We start from the raw sequence: 16,014 nt of genomic DNA, 5'->3' as shown, positions 1-16,014 counted from the left end.
GGGGTGTCGCTGGGGCCGTCGTAAAGCGGAGTCCTTGCTGCCAGCCCCTAAAATCAGGGGCAGAAATGTGCGATAAAGCACCCGCACAACACTTATGAGTCTAACTTTTTGTTCAATCTACAAATTTTCACCACAGAAAGTTATTTCGACGATATAAGGTGTTTATTCAGAACATCAATTCATTACGTCGGGAAGGAAGATCATGACTTCTGCACGCTCCCCTCAGCGCACCACCACCCCGGAGCCAGCGAGCGGCTTCCCCACCGCGGATGACTCAACTGAGTCCGATGAATCCCTGCGCGAAAGCGTGCAGAAGATTTCCATCGGCCTGTATGACTTCCTTGCGTCGACTCGCCGCCTCGGTGAGCGCCCGAATGCCAGGATGGACATTTCCCAGTCGGAAATGGAAGTACTGCACTTTATTTCGACCCACCCGGGCTGCGGCGTATCCGACATTGCACGCCTGCGTTTCCTGCGCCCGTCCAACGTTTCGGCAACAGTCCGCCGTCTACTCGACAACGGGCTGATTGAACGCGAGAACAATGCAAAGGATCGCCGTGCGCAGAACCTCTATGTCTCCAGCGATGGCGAGACCCTGCTGGAGCAACTTATCGACCACTGGGGTGCGCTGGTGTACGAAATTGTGCGGACGATGTCGCAAAAGGACGTGCGTGCGCTAATTAAGGCACTGCCTTCGCTGCTGAAGCTGGCGGAGCACTCGGAAAGCTATGTTGAGGAGCACCAGCGCCGCCAGGAGCCGTTCTAAAAGCGCGCCGCTAAACCCTTCTTACTAGGTACGATGATGCTCATGGCTATTACTTTGAAGAAGGCAAAAAACGTAAAGACCGCTCCATTGGTGGCCACCGGCCTCATCGGCGGCTGGCTCACCGCTCGCGAAACAGGCATTCGCCCGCTCGGTGGCGTCATCTTGGGCGCCGCCGGCGCATATGCAGCACGCACCTGGAACGCAAAGACCGGCGCCCTGGGAGCCACTGGTCTGGTGGCCGCCTACCTCGGCGCTTTCGGCCTCTCACACCCGCTGGCCAAGAAGATTGGCGCATGGCCGTCCGTCCTGACCGTCACCGCGCTGGCTGCTGGCGCAGCAGCAGTTGCCGACTCCAAGTAGTCGACGCAGAGAGCGCCGGTAGGTGCGAAGCCGACACCTAGTCAAGGGCCTCCAGCAGTTTCTCGAGGTGCGCGCGCACCCGGGGCCACGATTCCACAAAAGGCGGCAGCAGATCGAGGCTGTCGACGTCGTCAAGCGGAATCCAGCGCAGCTCTAGAGACTCTTCGTTCGGATTCGTCTCCAGCTCTTCGGCAGCTAGTGCGTAGACCGTGTGGTACTTCCAGCCGCCGGCGAGCTCGGGGCGGTCCGGATCGGCCGGGAAGGGCCCGGTGGTGACCTGCGTGTCGAGGATGCGAAGCTGATGCTCCAGCAGCCCAGTTTCCTCAGCCGTTTCACGCAGCGCGGTCGCCTCAGGAGTCTCATGAGAATCACAAGCCCCACCAGGAACACCCCACGTTAGGGGGAACGATGTCCAGTCAGCTCGATACTGCATAAGCACCGTGCGCTGAGGGCTCACAATCAGCAGCCCTGCAGCTCCGAAGCGTCCCCAGCAGCGCGTACCGTTGGGGCCGGCCGCCCAACCATTTCCATCCTGAAGCATGTCTCCACCCTACGCCAGATACCCTTGTGTTTTCCGTCACAAGCCCGAGCGACTAAGATTTGCAAGGAACTAACGTTGCTCTGAGCGGAGAGATTGTCGCAGGCGACTTCGGTCACGTCGGAAGGACACGTGCACATGGGTGAAACCACTTCAAGTGCGCCTCATTCCCGCGCCCACGACAAAAGCCGAAACCCATTCCACCGCAAGAATCGCGCTCCACGCCGAACTCGTTTCAGCGGTCGCACCACTCCCGGTGGCGAAAGCTTAGACATACACACTGCGGCTCAGGCGGCAAAGGAATCGAAAGATACTCCCGCCGCCACCCCGGCTCCCGAGAGCGCGGCACCATCAACTGCTCTGGACACTACAGAGTCCTCGGCTAATGCCCCAGCAACGGCCGCAACCCCAACAGCCCTGGCAGACTCTCCGCGCGATACAGACCTGCGCGTGGATGCCCTGGAGATTGGCCCGCGCAACCGGAGATTGACACGTTTTCTCGGTGAGCGCCTCTATGACAAGCTCGGCCCGTCGGCCACGTATGTGCGCCGGTCAGCGTCATTTTTGATAACGTCACCGGGCCGATTGACCATAGTCGCCCTCATCCTCATCGTCGCTATCCTGGCAGCCGGCCTATCCATGTGGCAAACAACCTCGCAACGCCAGCAGCAGCTCACCCGAATTTCGCAACTGAGCGAGCCGATGGCCAATGCCTCGCAGAATCTCTATGCCTCGCTGACGATTGCCGATGCGTCCGCCAACACCGCTTTTTCCCGCGGCACACTCAACAGCAGCCAGGACTTGGTCAGCAACTTCGACGATGTCATCGCACAAGCATCCATGTCCGCTACCCGCGCAGCTACGGGCATTGAAAACGTCGATGATCCAGAGATGAAGGATGTCGCGACTGTACAGCGACTGTTGCCGGTCTACACCGGCATGGTCGAGACAGCTCGCGCGAATGCGCGCCAGGGCAACCCCGTCAGTGTCGCGTACCTCGCCTCTGCCTCAAACTTGATGCAGGTCCAGATTCTGCCAGCTGCAAAGTCGCTCTACGAACGCACCAGTACCACGACTAATGAGGAGCAGCGCGAACTATCGAAGCCACCTCTTTTCCCGATGTCAGGCCTGGCAGCGGCAATTTTGATGCTGCTAATCACACAGTGGTGGCTGACTCGCCGCACCGGTCGACTATTCAACGTCGGCCTGTTTGGTGCAACCATGCTGATGGCCATCGCACTTGTCGGTGTGGGAATCGCCACCACTCAGCCGTGGCAGTCTAACTCCCTCTTCGGAGAGCAGCGCCCGGACGTTCATGCCCTAACCCAAGTACGCATTGATGCCCAGCAGCTACGCGCCAGCGAAACCCTCGGCTTAGTGCGCCGTCAGCCCGCGGATGCGGAGTCCTTCTCGCAGTCGGTGCGCACCCTGGTCGGCGAGCTGGAAAGAGTGGACGCCAACGCGCCGGACGACGATGTCAGAGCCGCTATCCACGGTATCTACAGCTGGGAGTCCGGCCACAACCTGATGATGGAGCACTTGAGTTCAGGCGACTACGCCGGTGCGGTTCGCATCGCGACCGATGTGGATAATGCCAGCTCGTCGGCGACTGCGTTCAACCAGGTCGATGAGTCGCTACAGAATTCCATCGCCGAGTCCCGCCTGACCGCCCGTGAGAACCTCGACCAATCCCGTCGCGCTATCGCGGCACTATCCCTCGCCACGGTTACGCTGACCGTCATCGCGGCAGTTCTGGTTGTTTTCGGCTTCCGACACCGGCTTCTGGAGTACCTATGATTGTTTCGTTCTCCCCGTCGCTCCACAGTCTCGCCGGTTGGCGGCGCGGGGCCGTCCTTGGTGCACTCGCCATCGCCGGGCTCACCGTCAGTGCCTGCGCGACCGATTCGCTTGCCGACGATCCCTACTCGCGCACAATCCTGGAGGCCACCGGTGACTTCCCCCTGCCACCGGGCGCGTTCTACGACAAAGCCTCCTCGAGGAAGCCTGCGGCAGAAGCCAACACCCCAGATCTGTCCACACTCGCCCCCGATGACCAAACACCGGAAGAGCGAATCCCGGAGATTTACCAGCGCGGCCGCATCATCGTTGGTGTTGACCAATCATTGAACCTGCTCAGCTTCCGCGACTTCAGCAGCGGAGAGCTCTCGGGGTTTGAAGTATCCCTGGCACAAGAGATTGCCCGGGACATCTTTGACAATCCCGATGCTGTCGAGTTTCGGTTCGTCGACAGCAACGAACGCACTGCCGCACTCGAAGACGGCACTGTCGATGTCGTTTTGCGCACTATGACGGTCACCGATGCCCGGCGCGAAAGGGTGCTGTTCTCCACACCGTATTTGACAGCACGAGCTGGAGTTCTAGTCTCTTCGCCGGGTGGCGATGCTTCCCCCGAGGACGTCGAGGACGGTCGCATCTGCGTTTCCCGGGGATCCACTACCGAGGATTTGATTCGACGGCTCTCGCCGAACAATACGCTGCTATTGGTCGGTAACTGGTCGGACTGCCTCATTTCACTTCAAAACAGCCAGGCAGAAATCGTCGTTGCCGATGACACCATCCTCGCTGGTATCAACGACCAAGATCCGGCTACCGCCATTGTCCAGCGGGGCTTGAACGAGGAAAGCTACGCGGCCGGTGTATCCAAGGGGAACCCAGGCCTAGTTCGCCAAATCAACGCGACCCTGGAGCGTATGGCGAGCGACGGCACCTGGCAGTCCCTCTACGACACTTGGTTCGGCCCCTTCCTGCCAAGCGGTACACAGCCATCGCCACAGTACAGCGACGACGAAGACATACTTGGAATCTCCCCCACACCGGAAGCTGCTCCAGAAGGCGAGGTGGATAACCGATGAGCGACGAAAACCAGTACTCCGAGCATGCCCAGCAAGCCCAGCATCCCCAGTACACGCCGGAGCCCCAGGAGGATGCTCACGCAGAGGCAGAGGCAGCTGCCACTCAGGCCGCCGCCTTCGACCCATTCGCCGATGAAGACGACGAACAAGAGCCCGGCACTGCCGCTGTCGCCTTCGACCCTTTTGCGGACGATGATGACGATGACGAAGAGTTCGATATCGCCGAATTATTGGGGCGCGGGAGCTCGTCGTCAAGCGCGACGACCCAACCCGGCGCCCAGACGCCAGATCCGTCGATGGCCTCGCACCGGAAAGCGTTGGAGGACTTCCGCCGGAGGCGATCGAATGCACACCGCGGACGCACTGTCGCCGACGGCATGGTGCACCTGCCGTACATCACAACGCAGGATCCGCGCGATGCAGTAATGAGTGATGAGAAGATTCGAGCGACGAATAAGCCGGCGCCGAGCCTGAAAGCCGGCGATATCGTGGCGGATCAGTACGAGATCGTAGGCCCAATTGCCCACGGCGGGCTCGGCTGGATTTACCTGGCGATTGACCACAATGTCTCGGATCGTTGGGTCGTGCTCAAGGGCATGATAGCAGCGAAAAACGAGAAGGATTTCGCCGTAGTCCAGGCGGAACGCGAGTTCCTCGCGGAAATCTCGCATCCGGGAATTGTGAAGATCATCAACTTCATCGATGAGACGGACGCCAACAGCGCCACCGGCTTCATTGTGATGGAGTACGTCGGCGGCCCGTCGTTACGCAAGCAGCGACGGAGCTACCCAGACGGCGTCATGCCCTGTGACCTAGCGATTGGCTACATCCTGGAGCTGCTCCCCGCGCTGGATTACCTGCACTCGCGCGGCGTTGTCTACAACGATTTGAAGCCGGACAACGTGCTGCTCAGCGAAGACCACGTCACGCTTATCGACGTTGGCGCGGTCACCGGCATCGGCGCCTACGGCCATATCTACGGCACGCCCGGTTTCCAGGCGCCGGAGATTGCCACGACGGGACCGACGATTGCCAGCGATATCTACACAGTCGGCCGCACGCTGGCCTCCCTGATTCTGAAGTTGCCGGCGACCAACGGCGTCTACGACCCGGGGCTACCCTCACCTGTCGAAGAGCCTCTATTCCGCCGTTTTTACTCGCTCTACCGCTTCCTACTACGCGCTTGCCACGAGAACCCGGAGGCTCGCTTCGGTTCTGCCGAAGAGATGAGTGTGCAGCTCATCGGCGTATTGCGCGAGATTCTGGCGGTGCGCGACGGCGTGCAATTCCCGCAGGCGGTGTCGAATTTCTCGCCGCAGCGTTCCACGTACGGCACCAAGCACCTGGTGTTCCGCACCGATCAGCTTGTCGACGGCATCACCCGCGGCGTGGAAATCACTCCGCAAGAAGTGACCTTCGCGCTGCCTGTACCACTGATTAACCCGACAGATCCGGGTGCGCGCATCTTGAGTGCCTCGTCATTTACGGAGCCCAACGAACTTATCGAGGCACTGACCAATGCTCTGTCCGAACCCGAGTATGGTTCTTCGGTGGAAATTCCACTGGGCATCGTGCGTGCGAAACTGGACCTCGGATTAATTGATGAGGCCCGCGACAGCCTCTGCGATGTCTCTGAACGTTTGCAGCGCGATTGGCGTTATCACTGGTACGAGGGCGTGACTTATTTGCTTCTCGACCAATTCAACGATGCCCTCGCCTCGTTCCACCACGTGCTGACGATGCTGCCCGGCGAGCCCGCCCCGAAGTTGGCGCTGGCAGCGACTCTCGAGTTGATTCAACAGCGCTTGGGCATCGCCAACGCATCTCTCCTCGAGCCCGCTGTCGCCCGCGCCGCCGCGAATTTGAGCAGCGCGCTGGATAATGTCGCTGCCGATACGCCCGAGATCTTCTCCCCCGCCTGGGCCAGCGAGTCCCTGTCTCCTCAGACGATTCGTTTCAACACCCTGCGTCTCTACGCCGTCGTGTGGGCGGCCAACCCGACGACGGTATCCTCCGCCTTCGGGCTAGCTCGTCAGCTGGCCTCTGAGCGCCAACACGAAATGGCTATCTCCCAGCTTGACCGCGTACCCGGTAACTCCCGTCACCATCGCATGGCACGTTTGACGACGATTCTGATGCTCACCTCAGGGATGCCCTCCGAGTTAACTGAATCGAGAATTCGCCGTGCTGCGCGTCGTCTGGTGGAGCTGCCGACGAATGAACCGCGCATGCCACAGCTGCGCATCGCCGTGATGGCGTCCGCGCTGAACTGGTTGCGCAGCTCGAACCTCGACCATGCAGCTAGCTCCAATGGTCTTTTCGATGCGCCCTTTACCGTGGCCGGCCTGCGTGAAGGATTGGAAAAAGACTTACGGATGCTGGCACGCTCTTCGCAGTTTCCGCGACACCGCTACAACTTGGTGGATATCGCAAATCTCATTCGGCCACGGACTTGGCGTTAGCTCTCTAACAGCTCCTTACCGAACCTGGTCAAACATGCTGTTGTGGGCCTGAGCGCCACCCCAGAATTGGTGAATAAAGAGAGAATTGCCTTTCGTGGTTTAAGATATCCTCTATGTTTGCCTCTTCGAAATCCTCTCTCCGCAGCGCTAAGCGCGTAATTATCAGCGCTGCAGCCCTCACCACCGCCTTTGGTATTGGGGCCGGCACTGCCGTTGCCCTGCCGGTTTCTCCAGACCTGCAGTCGCTTAGCCAGAGTGTTCGGGACCTCAAGCTGCCGGAGATCTCGACTCTGAATTCGGGCGACCTTGCCCCTGAGCTCTCTGAGGTACTGGATTCCTCTTCGGTGAAGCTGCCGGATTCGGTCGTCGCTCTGATTAATGAAAACTTCAAGTTCGCTGAAAACAACAAGCAGGTGGCGGACAAGGTCAAAACTCAGCTGCTGAACGCCATCGACAGCCTGCCGTTGCCAGCTGCACAGAAGGCCGAAGCCACCCGCGTCGTCAACGAGATTTTCGGTTTGCTGGGGGGCCAGGACGAGCCGTCGCAGCCTGAGCCGGCGCCTGCCCCTGCTCCACAGCCAGAGCAGAAGCCACGCCCTGAACCACGCCCAGAGCCAAACAACCCGTGCCCGCCGAGCGCCCGCGCATGCGTTGACCTGGCTAACCAGAAGACCTGGCTGCAGGAAAATGGCAACATCACCTACGGTCCGGTGCCAATGTCCTCCGGTATGCCGGGTTACGAAACCACCCGCGGCCACCTGAGCGTTACCCGCAAGGTCCGCGATGAGTGGTCCCGTCCTTACAACGGTCCGATGCCGTTCTCGGTGTACTTCACCAACGACGGCGAAGCTTTCCACGAGGGCTCTGTTAATCAGATGTCCCACGGCTGCATCCACCTGAACCACGATGATGCTGTGAAGTACTTCGATACCCTGCAGGTCGGCGACGGCGTCTACATCTGGTAGTTAGCTGCGCTGATGCGTTGAAACGATGACCGGGTGACTGAGCCTGTTGAGGCATAGGCGCAGTCGCCCCGGCGGTGAAAAATGAGCTCGCCCCACTAGGTTCTTCCAGTTTGGAAGGCAGTGGGAGCGAGCTCATTTTTGTTGAGTTACAGCTGCCGATTCAACAGATGGGGCATCTAGCAGCCGTCGATTACGGAGGGTTACAGGAGCCCCTGCCTACTCGTCAGTGCCCCTGCCTCAAAACCTACTCCACGAAGCTCATTGCGTAGCGAGCAATGGCCAGTTCCTCATTGGTCGGTACCACGAAGACCTTGACCTTCGAGTCCTCCGCCGAAATCAGACGCGGGCCGTCATTCGGCTGGGAGTTGAGCTCGTCATCAATCTTGATACCGAAGTTCTCAAGCTCAGCCATCGAATCACGGCGAATACCGACATGGTTCTCACCGACACCTGCGGTGAAGGTGATGGCATCGAGGCGGCCGAGAATCAGCATGTAAGAACCAATGTAGCGGCGCAGCTGGTGGACATACATCTGGTATGCAGCCCAAGCATCCGGGTCGTGGTCATCCATGCGCTCCTGCAGAACCCGGAAGTCATTGACACCAGAGACACCCTTCAGACCGGACTGGCGGTTGCACAGATTGTCGATCTCGTCGATGCTCATGCCGTTGCGGTAGAGGTGGAAGATGACGCCCGGGTCAATGTCACCGGTACGAGTGCCCATCATCAGACCAGCCAGCGGGGTCAGCCCCATCGAGGTATCCACCGCCTGGCCACCTCGGATAGCCGCACACGACGCACCATTACCCAGGTGCAGCGTAATCTGGTTGATTTCCTCTGCCGGCTTATTCAGAAGGTCCGGCACCTGCTTGGAAACAAACTCATGCGAGGTGCCGTGGAAGCCGTAACGACGGATATCAAACTTCGATGCGACCTCTGCGTTGAGCGGGTACAGAGCAGCAGCTGGCGGCATGGTGTGGAAGAAACCAGTGTCGAAGACGGCGACGTGAGGCACGTCCGAAAGCAGCTTGCGAGACTCCTCGATGCCTACGATATTGGCCGGGTTGTGCAGCGGCGCCAGCGGAATAAGGTCGCGGATCATGCCGACGATTTCGTCGGTAATCAGCTCCGGTCCAGAGAACAGGCGACCACCGTGAACGACGCGGTGACCGACGGCCGCAATATCCACCGACTCCGGACCAACACCGTGCTCATCCATCAGCTCGAACGCGCGGTCAAGACCACTGGCGTGGTCAGCGATCGGCTCAGTGATTTCAATCTTCTGTCCGGAGAACTTCAGATTAATAATGCCGTCTTCTTCACCAATGCGCTCCACCAGACCGGAGACATACGGCGGCTGCGTTGAGTCCTTCTCCGGATCTACCAGCTGAAACTTGATAGAGGAGGAACCGGAGTTCAAAACAAGTACGTGACGGGACATAATAATTAGTTTCCTCCAGCCTGAATAGCGGTAATTGCAACCGTGTTGATGATGTCCGGCACCGTGGCGCCACGGGAAAGGTCGTTGACCGGCTTGTTCAAGCCCTGCAGAATCGGGCCGATTGCCAATGCACCACCACAGCGCTGGGCAATCTTGTAACCGATGTTACCGGCGTCCAGATCCGGGAACACGAAAACAGTTGCCTTACCCGCAACGGAGGAATCCGGCATCTTCTTCGCAGCCACAGACGGGTCAATAGCAGCATCGAACTGCAGCGGACCATCGACAGCGAGCTCCGGAGCCAGCTCCTTGGCCTTGGCCAGACCCGCCTTCACACGGTCCACATCCTCACCTGTGCCGGATGCTCCAGTGGAGTAGCTCAGCATGGCGACGCGGGCGTCGATGCCGAAGGAAGCTGCAGTCTCGGCGGATACTACCGCGATTTCACCCAGCTGTTCCGGAGCAGGCTTCGGCAGCACCGCACAGTCCGCAAAACCCCACAGCGAGTTGTCCATAACCATGAGGAACAGTGACGACACCGTGGAAGCCGACGGCTTGGTCTTAATGATTTGCAAGGACGGACGAATGGTGTGCGCAGTTGTGTGGGCTGCACCGGACACCATGCCGTCGACAAGCCCATTGTGAATCATCATCGTCGCGAAGTAGGAGATGTCCCGCATCGTCTCACGGGCCTGCTCCAGCGTGACCCCCTTGGCCTTGCGCATCTCTGCGAACTGTTCCGCGAACTGCTCAACATATTCGGAGGTCTGCGGGTTCCAGAGATGGGCAGCGTCGATGTCAAAACCCAGTTCGGCGGCGCGTGCCTTCATCGCATCCGGGTCGCCGAGGATAGTGAGCTCACAGATGTCCTCGCGCAGGAGGTAATCAGCGGCTTCAAGAATGCGGTCATCGTCCCCCTCTGGCAGCACAATGTGGCGTTTATCAGCCTTGGCGCGCTGCAATAGCCACCACTGGAAACGCTGTGGAGTCATCACTGCGGTGACCTCGCGGCTTACGACCTTGCGCAGCCCCTCAGCATCGTCAACGGCAACAACGGGAACGTCGAGCTCGAGAGTCTTAGCAGCCTCAGCTGCCTCCTCCCCTGTAAGGACAACTGCGAGTACCTCGCTGTGACGCTGAGCTGCACTGCTGAGAGCCAAACGAACGCGAGCCTTTGCGGCCTCTGTGTGGCAGCCCTCGCCGCCAGCGACAACGATGACACCGGCGCCGGCGACGGTGGCAATGCGGAAGTCAAAATCGAGGTTGCCGGAGCCGGTCAGAACAGCCGCCCCCTCGTTAGCAGCGCGGTCAGCCTCAACAGCACTGACGATGGTGTCAAGCGCGGATTCCGGATCCACAACAACCTGATCCACGGTGGCGCCGTGCGCCCCACCGACAGTGTGGAGGCAACGTGCCCCACCCAGTGCCTCAGACAATGCCGTAATGACATCTTGCAGATTGTCTGCGCGGTCCACTGAAGTAATCAGGACTGCGGAGTTGTTGGTGGACGCTTGGGCGTTCTTATCGCTCACCGACGTTCCTTTCTCGCACTGCGCTTAATCGTTGACTTATTTAAACGTTGACTTGGCTCGAGCCGTTGGACTGCCGGAGGCTCAAGATCATGCTGAGCTTCTAATCCTGCTGAATCTAATCCCGCTGAGTCCCAAATCATTATTTTCATCTTATTGTGAGTCACCTTACATCTCACGGCGGACTCAAACCTCTTTGGTTACCCCTGGTAGCCACACTTTTCCCCGCAGATTCCAACAATTTTCCCGCATAATCGCGGGTTTTATGCGGTTTTTCTAGTGAACTAGCCCAAATTCCCACATTAGACGTGACTAAGGTCACATTTAGTTTTGTATGCCTTCAAAAGCATCTCACCGATGATGTGATGCTCGCCTCTCGATTTTTCGTAAGTTATCGCTACGATTGGGGGCGCTACCATTGGGAATGTCGAATAAACCGATAGCTCACCAATAACTCCTTTCCCCCACGAGGTCACCGCTGGCAGCTACTTACGCCGCGGCCTCGTGGCCGTCGTAAAGCATTAGAGAAAGAAGGACACACTTCATGAATCGCCCGCTCCGCGTTGCCGTAATTGGCTCTGGCCCGGCCGGTGTTTATGCTTCCGATGCACTGATGAAATCCAGTACTGACGTGGAAGTCGATCTGTTTGAAAAGATGCCGGCTCCATTCGGTCTAATCCGCTACGGCGTCGCCCCCGACCACCCACGCATCAAGGGCATCATCATGGCCTTGCACCGCGTGATGGAAAAGCCGGAGCTGCGCCTATTTTCCAACGTTGAGTTCGGCAAGGACATCACACTCGACGAATTAAAGGAGCATTACGACGCCGTCATCTTCGCCACCGGTGCCGTCGGCGACCGCGCACTGCCAACGCCGGGAGCGGACCTGCCGGAGCACTTCGGCGCAGGCGAATTCGTGGGCTTCTACGACGGCAATCCACTCTTTGAGCGCACCTGGGACCTTTCGGCGGAGTCCGTGGCCGTCGTCGGTGTCGGCAACGTCGCGCTGGATGTCTCTCGAATCCTGGCGAAGACCGGTGAGGAACTGCACGTCACAGAGATTCCGGACAATGTCTACGAGGTTCTGAAGACAAATAAGGCCAAGGAAGTCCACGTCTTCGGCCGCCGCGGCCCGGCACAGGCAAAGTTCACTCCGCTGGAGCTCAAGGAGCTCGACTACTCACCGAACGTCGAGGTCGTTGTCGATCCGCGCGATATTGATTACGACTCCGCATCCGAGATTATGCGTCGCAACTCCAAGATCACTGACCAGGTCTGCACCATCCTGGAGAACTACGCCATCCGTGAGCCAAAGAACGCACCGCACAAGCTCTACATTCACTTCTTCGAGTCGCCAGTGGAAATCCTCAGCGAGGAGGGTACCGACGGCCAGCAGCATGTGACAGGCTTGCGCACTCAGCGCATGGAATACGACGGTGCTGGCGGGCTGCGGCCGACCGGCGAGACCACCGACTGGAAGGTCGGCGCTGTCTACTCCGCCGTGGGCTACCGCTCTGATGCGCTGCCGGGTATCCCGTTCGACAACGTGAAGAATGTCATTTCCAACGTCGGTGGTCGAGTCATCGAATCCGACAACACCGAGGATGAAGCAGCCGAGGCCATCACTGGCCTCTACACCACCGGTTGGGTTCGCCGCGGACCGGTCGGCCTGATTGGTAATACCAAGGGCGATGCCAATGAGGCCGTAGCCAATCTGCTGGCCGATGCCGCTGAGGGCAAGAAATTCAACCCGTCGAAGCCGGAGTTGTCCGCTGTCAACGAGCTGCTGGAGTCCAAGGGTATCGACTACCTGGACTGGGAAGGTTGGCACAAGCTCGATGCTGCCGAACGCACCGCCGGCGAGGCCGAGGGTCGCGAACGCAAGAAGTACGTCGAGTGGGATGAGATGGTCACCCACTCCAAGGGCGAGTAACGGCGAGTAACTAGGACGGATAAAAAGCGTCGGCTACGCCACTACCTTCACGTCCGTGTACGCGGCGCGCGAGTCCCAGCGGCAGCACACAATCGGCGCCAACAGCTCGGCCAATGGCTCACCAAAAGCCACCTGACCAGCACCGTCGGCAGCGCCTGCATCGATGACTCGATCCCACAATAGGCCCGGCGCGGTAAACAGCGGCACCACTACGAGTCCGCGTCCGCGCTTGGCCGCGCGCTCCTGCGCCGCGGCCACAGCATCGGCTCCCTTGATTTTCTCAGGACCGACCACGAATGCCGCGCTCACATGTCCCGGCAGCATCCCGCCAAGGTTTGCCGCAAACTGGTGCACCGCCGCATTGGCATCCTCATCAGAGGAGCCGACCCCCATCACCAGCGCATCGACCGGCCAGGAAAAAGATGCATTCTCCGCCGCTTCGATGATTCGCTTTACGACGGCGCGCTTCGTGCCGTCGCCAAGCCCGAGTCCTTCAGCCACTGTGATGTCAACACCATGCCGATCGCAGAGTCGAACCTGCTCGGGAACGTCGACTCGCGAGTGGAACGCATCGGTGAACAGCAGCGGTACGGCCAGTGCCTGAGTCTCGCCGGCAGCGGCGAGCTCGGCACAGACGGTATCCAGTGAGGGCTCGTCGAGGTCCAGCCAGGCGAGGCGAATCTGAGAGGGCGCATCCAGACGGGTGAGCGGCATCTTCTCGCGCACGAGCGCGACCACGTCTTCGAGCACCGGTTTGGTCTCTGAGTGCCGAGAACCGTGCGCAAGCAGAATCAGTGCGGTCATCGATGGTCTCCTCAGGCTCGCTAGCTGTGCTTTCTGGTTTCTCTACCTGGCAGCTCTACTGGGCAGCGCCACGCACGAGGCCTGCGGTGAGGGTGTCACCGGTGCCCGGCTCGATGAGCAGGAATGCACCGACACGGCCACCGACGCGGTAGGCATCGACCGGCAGCGGCTGTGCGACCTCGACGGTGATCTCCGCGACGTCGTTGACTGCAAGCTGATCAGCCACACCGGTGGGCTCACCGGTTTCGATATCGATGAGCGCATCGACGGAAGCGATACGACCACGCACCAGTGCGGCACCATAGCGCACCTCTACGACGCGACCGACTGCCAACGGCTTGTCTGCAAGGTGGACGGCCACGGCGGAGAAACGGCGCACGTCTTCCGGGCGCGTGCCACTGATGAGGTCGCCACGGGCGAGGTCGAACTCGGCATCCAGGCTGATGGCCACCGACTGGCCGGCCACGGCCTCAGTGACATCCTCAGCTGCCACGGTGATCTTCGTGACCGTAGCCTGACGGTTGGCGTCTACGGAGACAACATCGCCCACACGCACGCTACCTGCGGCGATACGGCCGGCGTAACCACGGTATTCAGTGGCGTGATCGCGAATGACATAGTCGATGGGCAGGCGCAGGTCAGCCTCGGCATCGGTTTCCAGGTCGGCACCGATGTTGAGGTTTTCCAGCAGCTCCAGCACGGTCGGCCCCTCGTACCACGGAGTGTGCTCAGAAGAATCGACAATGTTGTCGCCGACCAGAGCCGACACTGGAACAACGAAGGTGTTCTGCAGACCCAGGCGCTCTGCTAGTGCTGCCACATCCGACTCAATGGCGCGGAAGGCCTCTTCGCTGTAGTCCAGTAGGTCAATCTTGTTGACTGCGAAAATCACGTGGCGAACGCCCAGCAGACCGGCCACCGTTGCGTGACGCTTGGTCTGCGTCACGACGCCGTTGCGCGCGTCGATAAGCAAAACGACGGCCTCGGCGGTGGACATACCGGTGACGGTGTTTCGGGTGTACTGCTCGTGACCTGGGCAGTCGGCGAGGATGAAGGAGCGGACGTCGGTGGCGAAGTAGCGGTAGGCGACATCGATGGTGATGCCCTGCTCACGCTCGGCCCGCAGACCGTCGACCAGCAGCGACAGGTCCGGGTTTTCCTGACCGCGCGCCTGTGAGGAGGCGACGACGGCCTCGTACTGGTCAGCGAGGATATTCTTCGTGTCGTGCAGCAGGCGACCGACGAAGGTGGACTTACCGTCGTCGACGGAGCCAGCGGTGCACAGGCGAAGAGTGCGACGAGCGCGAGTGGCGCGGTCAGCGGAAATCAGGGTAGCTGGGGAATTTGGCTGGCTCATCAGAAGTAACCTTCCTTCTTACGGTCTTCCATGGAGGATTCGGACAACTTGTCATCTGCGCGGGTAGCGCCGCGCTCGGTGAGCTTGGATGTGCGAAGTTCCTCCATGACCTCCGCAATAGTGGTGGCAGTCGATTCGACAGCGCCGGTGCAGCTCATGTCACCGACAGTGCGGTAGCGGACAGTGCGAACCTCGAGGGTCTCGCCGTCGCGGGGGCCACCCCACTCGCCCGGTGCCAACCACATGCCGCCGCGGTTGAACACCTCACGCTCGTGGGCGAAGTAGATGGGAGGCAGTTCGATGTCACGGGCTTCGATATAGGCCCAGACGTCGGCCTCGGTCCAGTTCGAGATCGGGAAAACGCGAACGTTCTCTCCGGCGGCGTGGCGACCGTTGTAGAGGCCCCACAGCTCAGGGCGCTGACGGCGTGGATCCCAACCGCCGAAGGAGTCGCGGACGGAGAACACGCGCTCCTTTGCGCGGGCCTTCTCCTCATCGCGGCGGGCGCCACCGAGAACGGCATCGTAACCGCGGTTGGCAATGGTCTCCACCAGCGGCACGGTCTGCAAGGGGTTGCGGGTGCCGTCGGCACGCTCGGTGAGCACGCCGCTGTCGATCCAGTCTTGGACCTTGGCTACGTGCAGCTTGATGCCCGGCTGAGCGGCAATCTTGTCGCGGAATTCAATAACTTCGGGGAAGTTGTGGCCGGTGTCGACGTGGAGCAGCTCCAGCGGGATACCCGCCGGTGCGAAGGCGCGCTTGGCCAGCTCGAGCACGACGACGGAATCCTTTCCGCCGGAGAAAAGTAGTGCCGGACGCTCGAACTGACCGGCGGTCTGGCGAATAATGTCGATGGCCTCGGCTTCCAGCTCGGCAAGCCGCGGGTCGAGGCGGTTTTGTACGGAAACGGTGGTTGAGCTAGTCATGGGGGTTCTTTCTGTTGGGGCTGTGTTGGCTGTTGTAACTGCGCTGTTTTAGCTGATATC

At 59.9% G+C, this 16,014-nt stretch carries 13 protein-coding genes; 7 read left to right on the top strand and 6 right to left on the bottom strand.

Annotation, left to right across the window (positions count from 1 at the left end; all coding sequences use genetic code 11):
• Positions 1 to 202: 202 nt before the first annotated feature.
• Together ADB02_RS01775 and ADB02_RS01770 are read left to right on the top strand one after the other, a co-directional pair.
• Positions 203 to 766 carry a MarR family winged helix-turn-helix transcriptional regulator gene (locus ADB02_RS01775; RefSeq protein ID WP_016421518.1) on the top strand — a complete coding sequence of 188 codons (564 nt, stop codon included), beginning with the start codon at positions 203 to 205 and terminating at the stop codon, positions 764 to 766.
• Between the two features lie 42 nt (positions 767 to 808).
• On the top strand, positions 809 to 1,126 hold the full coding sequence (locus ADB02_RS01770; protein ID WP_180950649.1) for a hypothetical protein: 318 nt from the start codon (positions 809 to 811) through the stop codon (positions 1,124 to 1,126).
• Between the two features lie 37 nt (positions 1,127 to 1,163).
• Here ADB02_RS01770 and ADB02_RS01765 read toward each other — a convergent pair whose 3' ends face one another.
• Positions 1,164 to 1,667 carry an NUDIX domain-containing protein gene (locus ADB02_RS01765; RefSeq protein ID WP_049189483.1) on the bottom strand — a complete coding sequence of 168 codons (504 nt, stop codon included), beginning with the start codon at positions 1,665 to 1,667 and terminating at the stop codon, positions 1,164 to 1,166.
• Between the two features lie 135 nt (positions 1,668 to 1,802).
• Here ADB02_RS01765 and ADB02_RS01760 point away from each other — a divergent pair, with 135 nt between their 5' ends.
• The 4 genes from ADB02_RS01760 (at position 1,803) to ADB02_RS01745 (ending at position 7,964) form a co-directional block, all read left to right on the top strand.
• On the top strand, positions 1,803 to 3,461 hold the full coding sequence (locus ADB02_RS01760) for a hypothetical protein (protein ID WP_049189482.1): 1,659 nt from the start codon (positions 1,803 to 1,805) through the stop codon (positions 3,459 to 3,461).
• A complete protein-coding gene (locus ADB02_RS01755; protein WP_049189481.1) occupies positions 3,458 to 4,537 on the top strand; it encodes a glutamate ABC transporter substrate-binding protein in 1,080 nt (359 codons plus the stop codon). Before ADB02_RS01760 ends, ADB02_RS01755 begins: the two co-directional genes overlap by 4 nt.
• A complete protein-coding gene (locus ADB02_RS01750; RefSeq protein ID WP_049189480.1) occupies positions 4,534 to 6,999 on the top strand; it encodes a serine/threonine protein kinase in 2,466 nt (821 codons plus the stop codon). The genes ADB02_RS01755 and ADB02_RS01750 overlap by 4 nt, the downstream gene beginning before the upstream one ends.
• A gap of 113 nt (positions 7,000 to 7,112) precedes the next feature.
• Entirely contained in the window at positions 7,113 to 7,964 is an 852-nt protein-coding gene (locus tag ADB02_RS01745) for a L,D-transpeptidase (protein ID WP_016421524.1), read from the top strand.
• Between the two features lie 244 nt (positions 7,965 to 8,208).
• On the opposite strand, the gene ADB02_RS01740 is transcribed toward ADB02_RS01745, so the two are convergent.
• A complete protein-coding gene (locus ADB02_RS01740; protein ID WP_016421525.1) occupies positions 8,209 to 9,405 on the bottom strand; it encodes an acetate kinase in 1,197 nt (398 codons plus the stop codon).
• Positions 9,406 to 9,410: 5 nt separating this feature from the next.
• Positions 9,411 to 10,736, bottom strand: coding sequence for a phosphate acetyltransferase (gene pta / locus ADB02_RS01735; RefSeq protein WP_241482374.1), 1,326 nt, complete (start codon positions 10,734 to 10,736; stop codon positions 9,411 to 9,413).
• A 742-nt stretch (positions 10,737 to 11,478) separates the two neighbouring features.
• Between pta and ADB02_RS01730 the strand changes: the two genes are divergently transcribed.
• A complete protein-coding gene (locus ADB02_RS01730; protein ID WP_049169886.1) occupies positions 11,479 to 12,867 on the top strand; it encodes an FAD-dependent oxidoreductase in 1,389 nt (462 codons plus the stop codon).
• Positions 12,868 to 12,900: 33 nt separating this feature from the next.
• On the opposite strand, the gene ADB02_RS01725 is transcribed toward ADB02_RS01730, so the two are convergent.
• From ADB02_RS01725 to cysD, 3 genes are read right to left on the bottom strand one after another with little or no spacing between them, the layout of a single operon-like run.
• The gene (locus tag ADB02_RS01725; RefSeq protein WP_049169883.1) at positions 12,901 to 13,671 is read right to left on the bottom strand and encodes a sirohydrochlorin chelatase; all 771 of its coding nucleotides are present in this window, start codon (positions 13,669 to 13,671) and stop codon (positions 12,901 to 12,903) included.
• A 55-nt stretch (positions 13,672 to 13,726) separates the two neighbouring features.
• Positions 13,727 to 15,028: a sulfate adenylyltransferase subunit 1 gene (locus tag ADB02_RS01720; RefSeq protein ID WP_049189478.1), complete on the bottom strand. Its 1,302-nt coding sequence runs from the start codon at positions 15,026 to 15,028 to the stop codon at positions 13,727 to 13,729.
• Positions 15,028 to 15,954, bottom strand: a complete 927-nt coding sequence (gene cysD / locus ADB02_RS01715; RefSeq protein WP_049189477.1) for a sulfate adenylyltransferase subunit CysD — start codon at positions 15,952 to 15,954, stop codon at positions 15,028 to 15,030. The genes ADB02_RS01720 and cysD overlap by 1 nt, the downstream gene beginning before the upstream one ends.
• Positions 15,955 to 16,014: the final 60 nt, after the last annotated feature.

The sequence above is a fragment of the Corynebacterium sp. 212_CJEI genome, from assembly GCF_001055915.1.
In the GTDB taxonomy this organism is placed as follows: Bacteria; Actinomycetota; Actinomycetes; order Mycobacteriales; family Mycobacteriaceae; genus Corynebacterium; species Corynebacterium jeikeium_D.
The sequence above is the reverse complement of the archived record's forward strand: the minus strand, read 5'-3'. Positions and strand labels throughout refer to the sequence as shown.

Coding starts and splice junctions, on each gene's coding strand:
- ADB02_RS01775 (WP_016421518.1), top strand. CDS start 203: ATGACTTCTGCACGCTCCCCTCAGCGCACCACCACCCCGGAGCCAGCG.
- ADB02_RS01770 (WP_180950649.1), top strand. CDS start 809: ATGGCTATTACTTTGAAGAAGGCAAAAAACGTAAAGACCGCTCCATTG.
- ADB02_RS01765 (WP_049189483.1), bottom strand. CDS start 1,667: ATGCTTCAGGATGGAAATGGTTGGGCGGCCGGCCCCAACGGTACGCGC.
- ADB02_RS01760 (WP_049189482.1), top strand. CDS start 1,803: ATGGGTGAAACCACTTCAAGTGCGCCTCATTCCCGCGCCCACGACAAA.
- ADB02_RS01755 (WP_049189481.1), top strand. CDS start 3,458: ATGATTGTTTCGTTCTCCCCGTCGCTCCACAGTCTCGCCGGTTGGCGG.
- ADB02_RS01750 (WP_049189480.1), top strand. CDS start 4,534: ATGAGCGACGAAAACCAGTACTCCGAGCATGCCCAGCAAGCCCAGCAT.
- ADB02_RS01745 (WP_016421524.1), top strand. CDS start 7,113: ATGTTTGCCTCTTCGAAATCCTCTCTCCGCAGCGCTAAGCGCGTAATT.
- ADB02_RS01740 (WP_016421525.1), bottom strand. CDS start 9,405: ATGTCCCGTCACGTACTTGTTTTGAACTCCGGTTCCTCCTCTATCAAG.
- ADB02_RS01730 (WP_049169886.1), top strand. CDS start 11,479: ATGAATCGCCCGCTCCGCGTTGCCGTAATTGGCTCTGGCCCGGCCGGT.
- ADB02_RS01725 (WP_049169883.1), bottom strand. CDS start 13,671: ATGACCGCACTGATTCTGCTTGCGCACGGTTCTCGGCACTCAGAGACC.
- ADB02_RS01720 (WP_049189478.1), bottom strand. CDS start 15,028: ATGAGCCAGCCAAATTCCCCAGCTACCCTGATTTCCGCTGACCGCGCC.
- cysD (WP_049189477.1), bottom strand. CDS start 15,954: ATGACTAGCTCAACCACCGTTTCCGTACAAAACCGCCTCGACCCGCGG.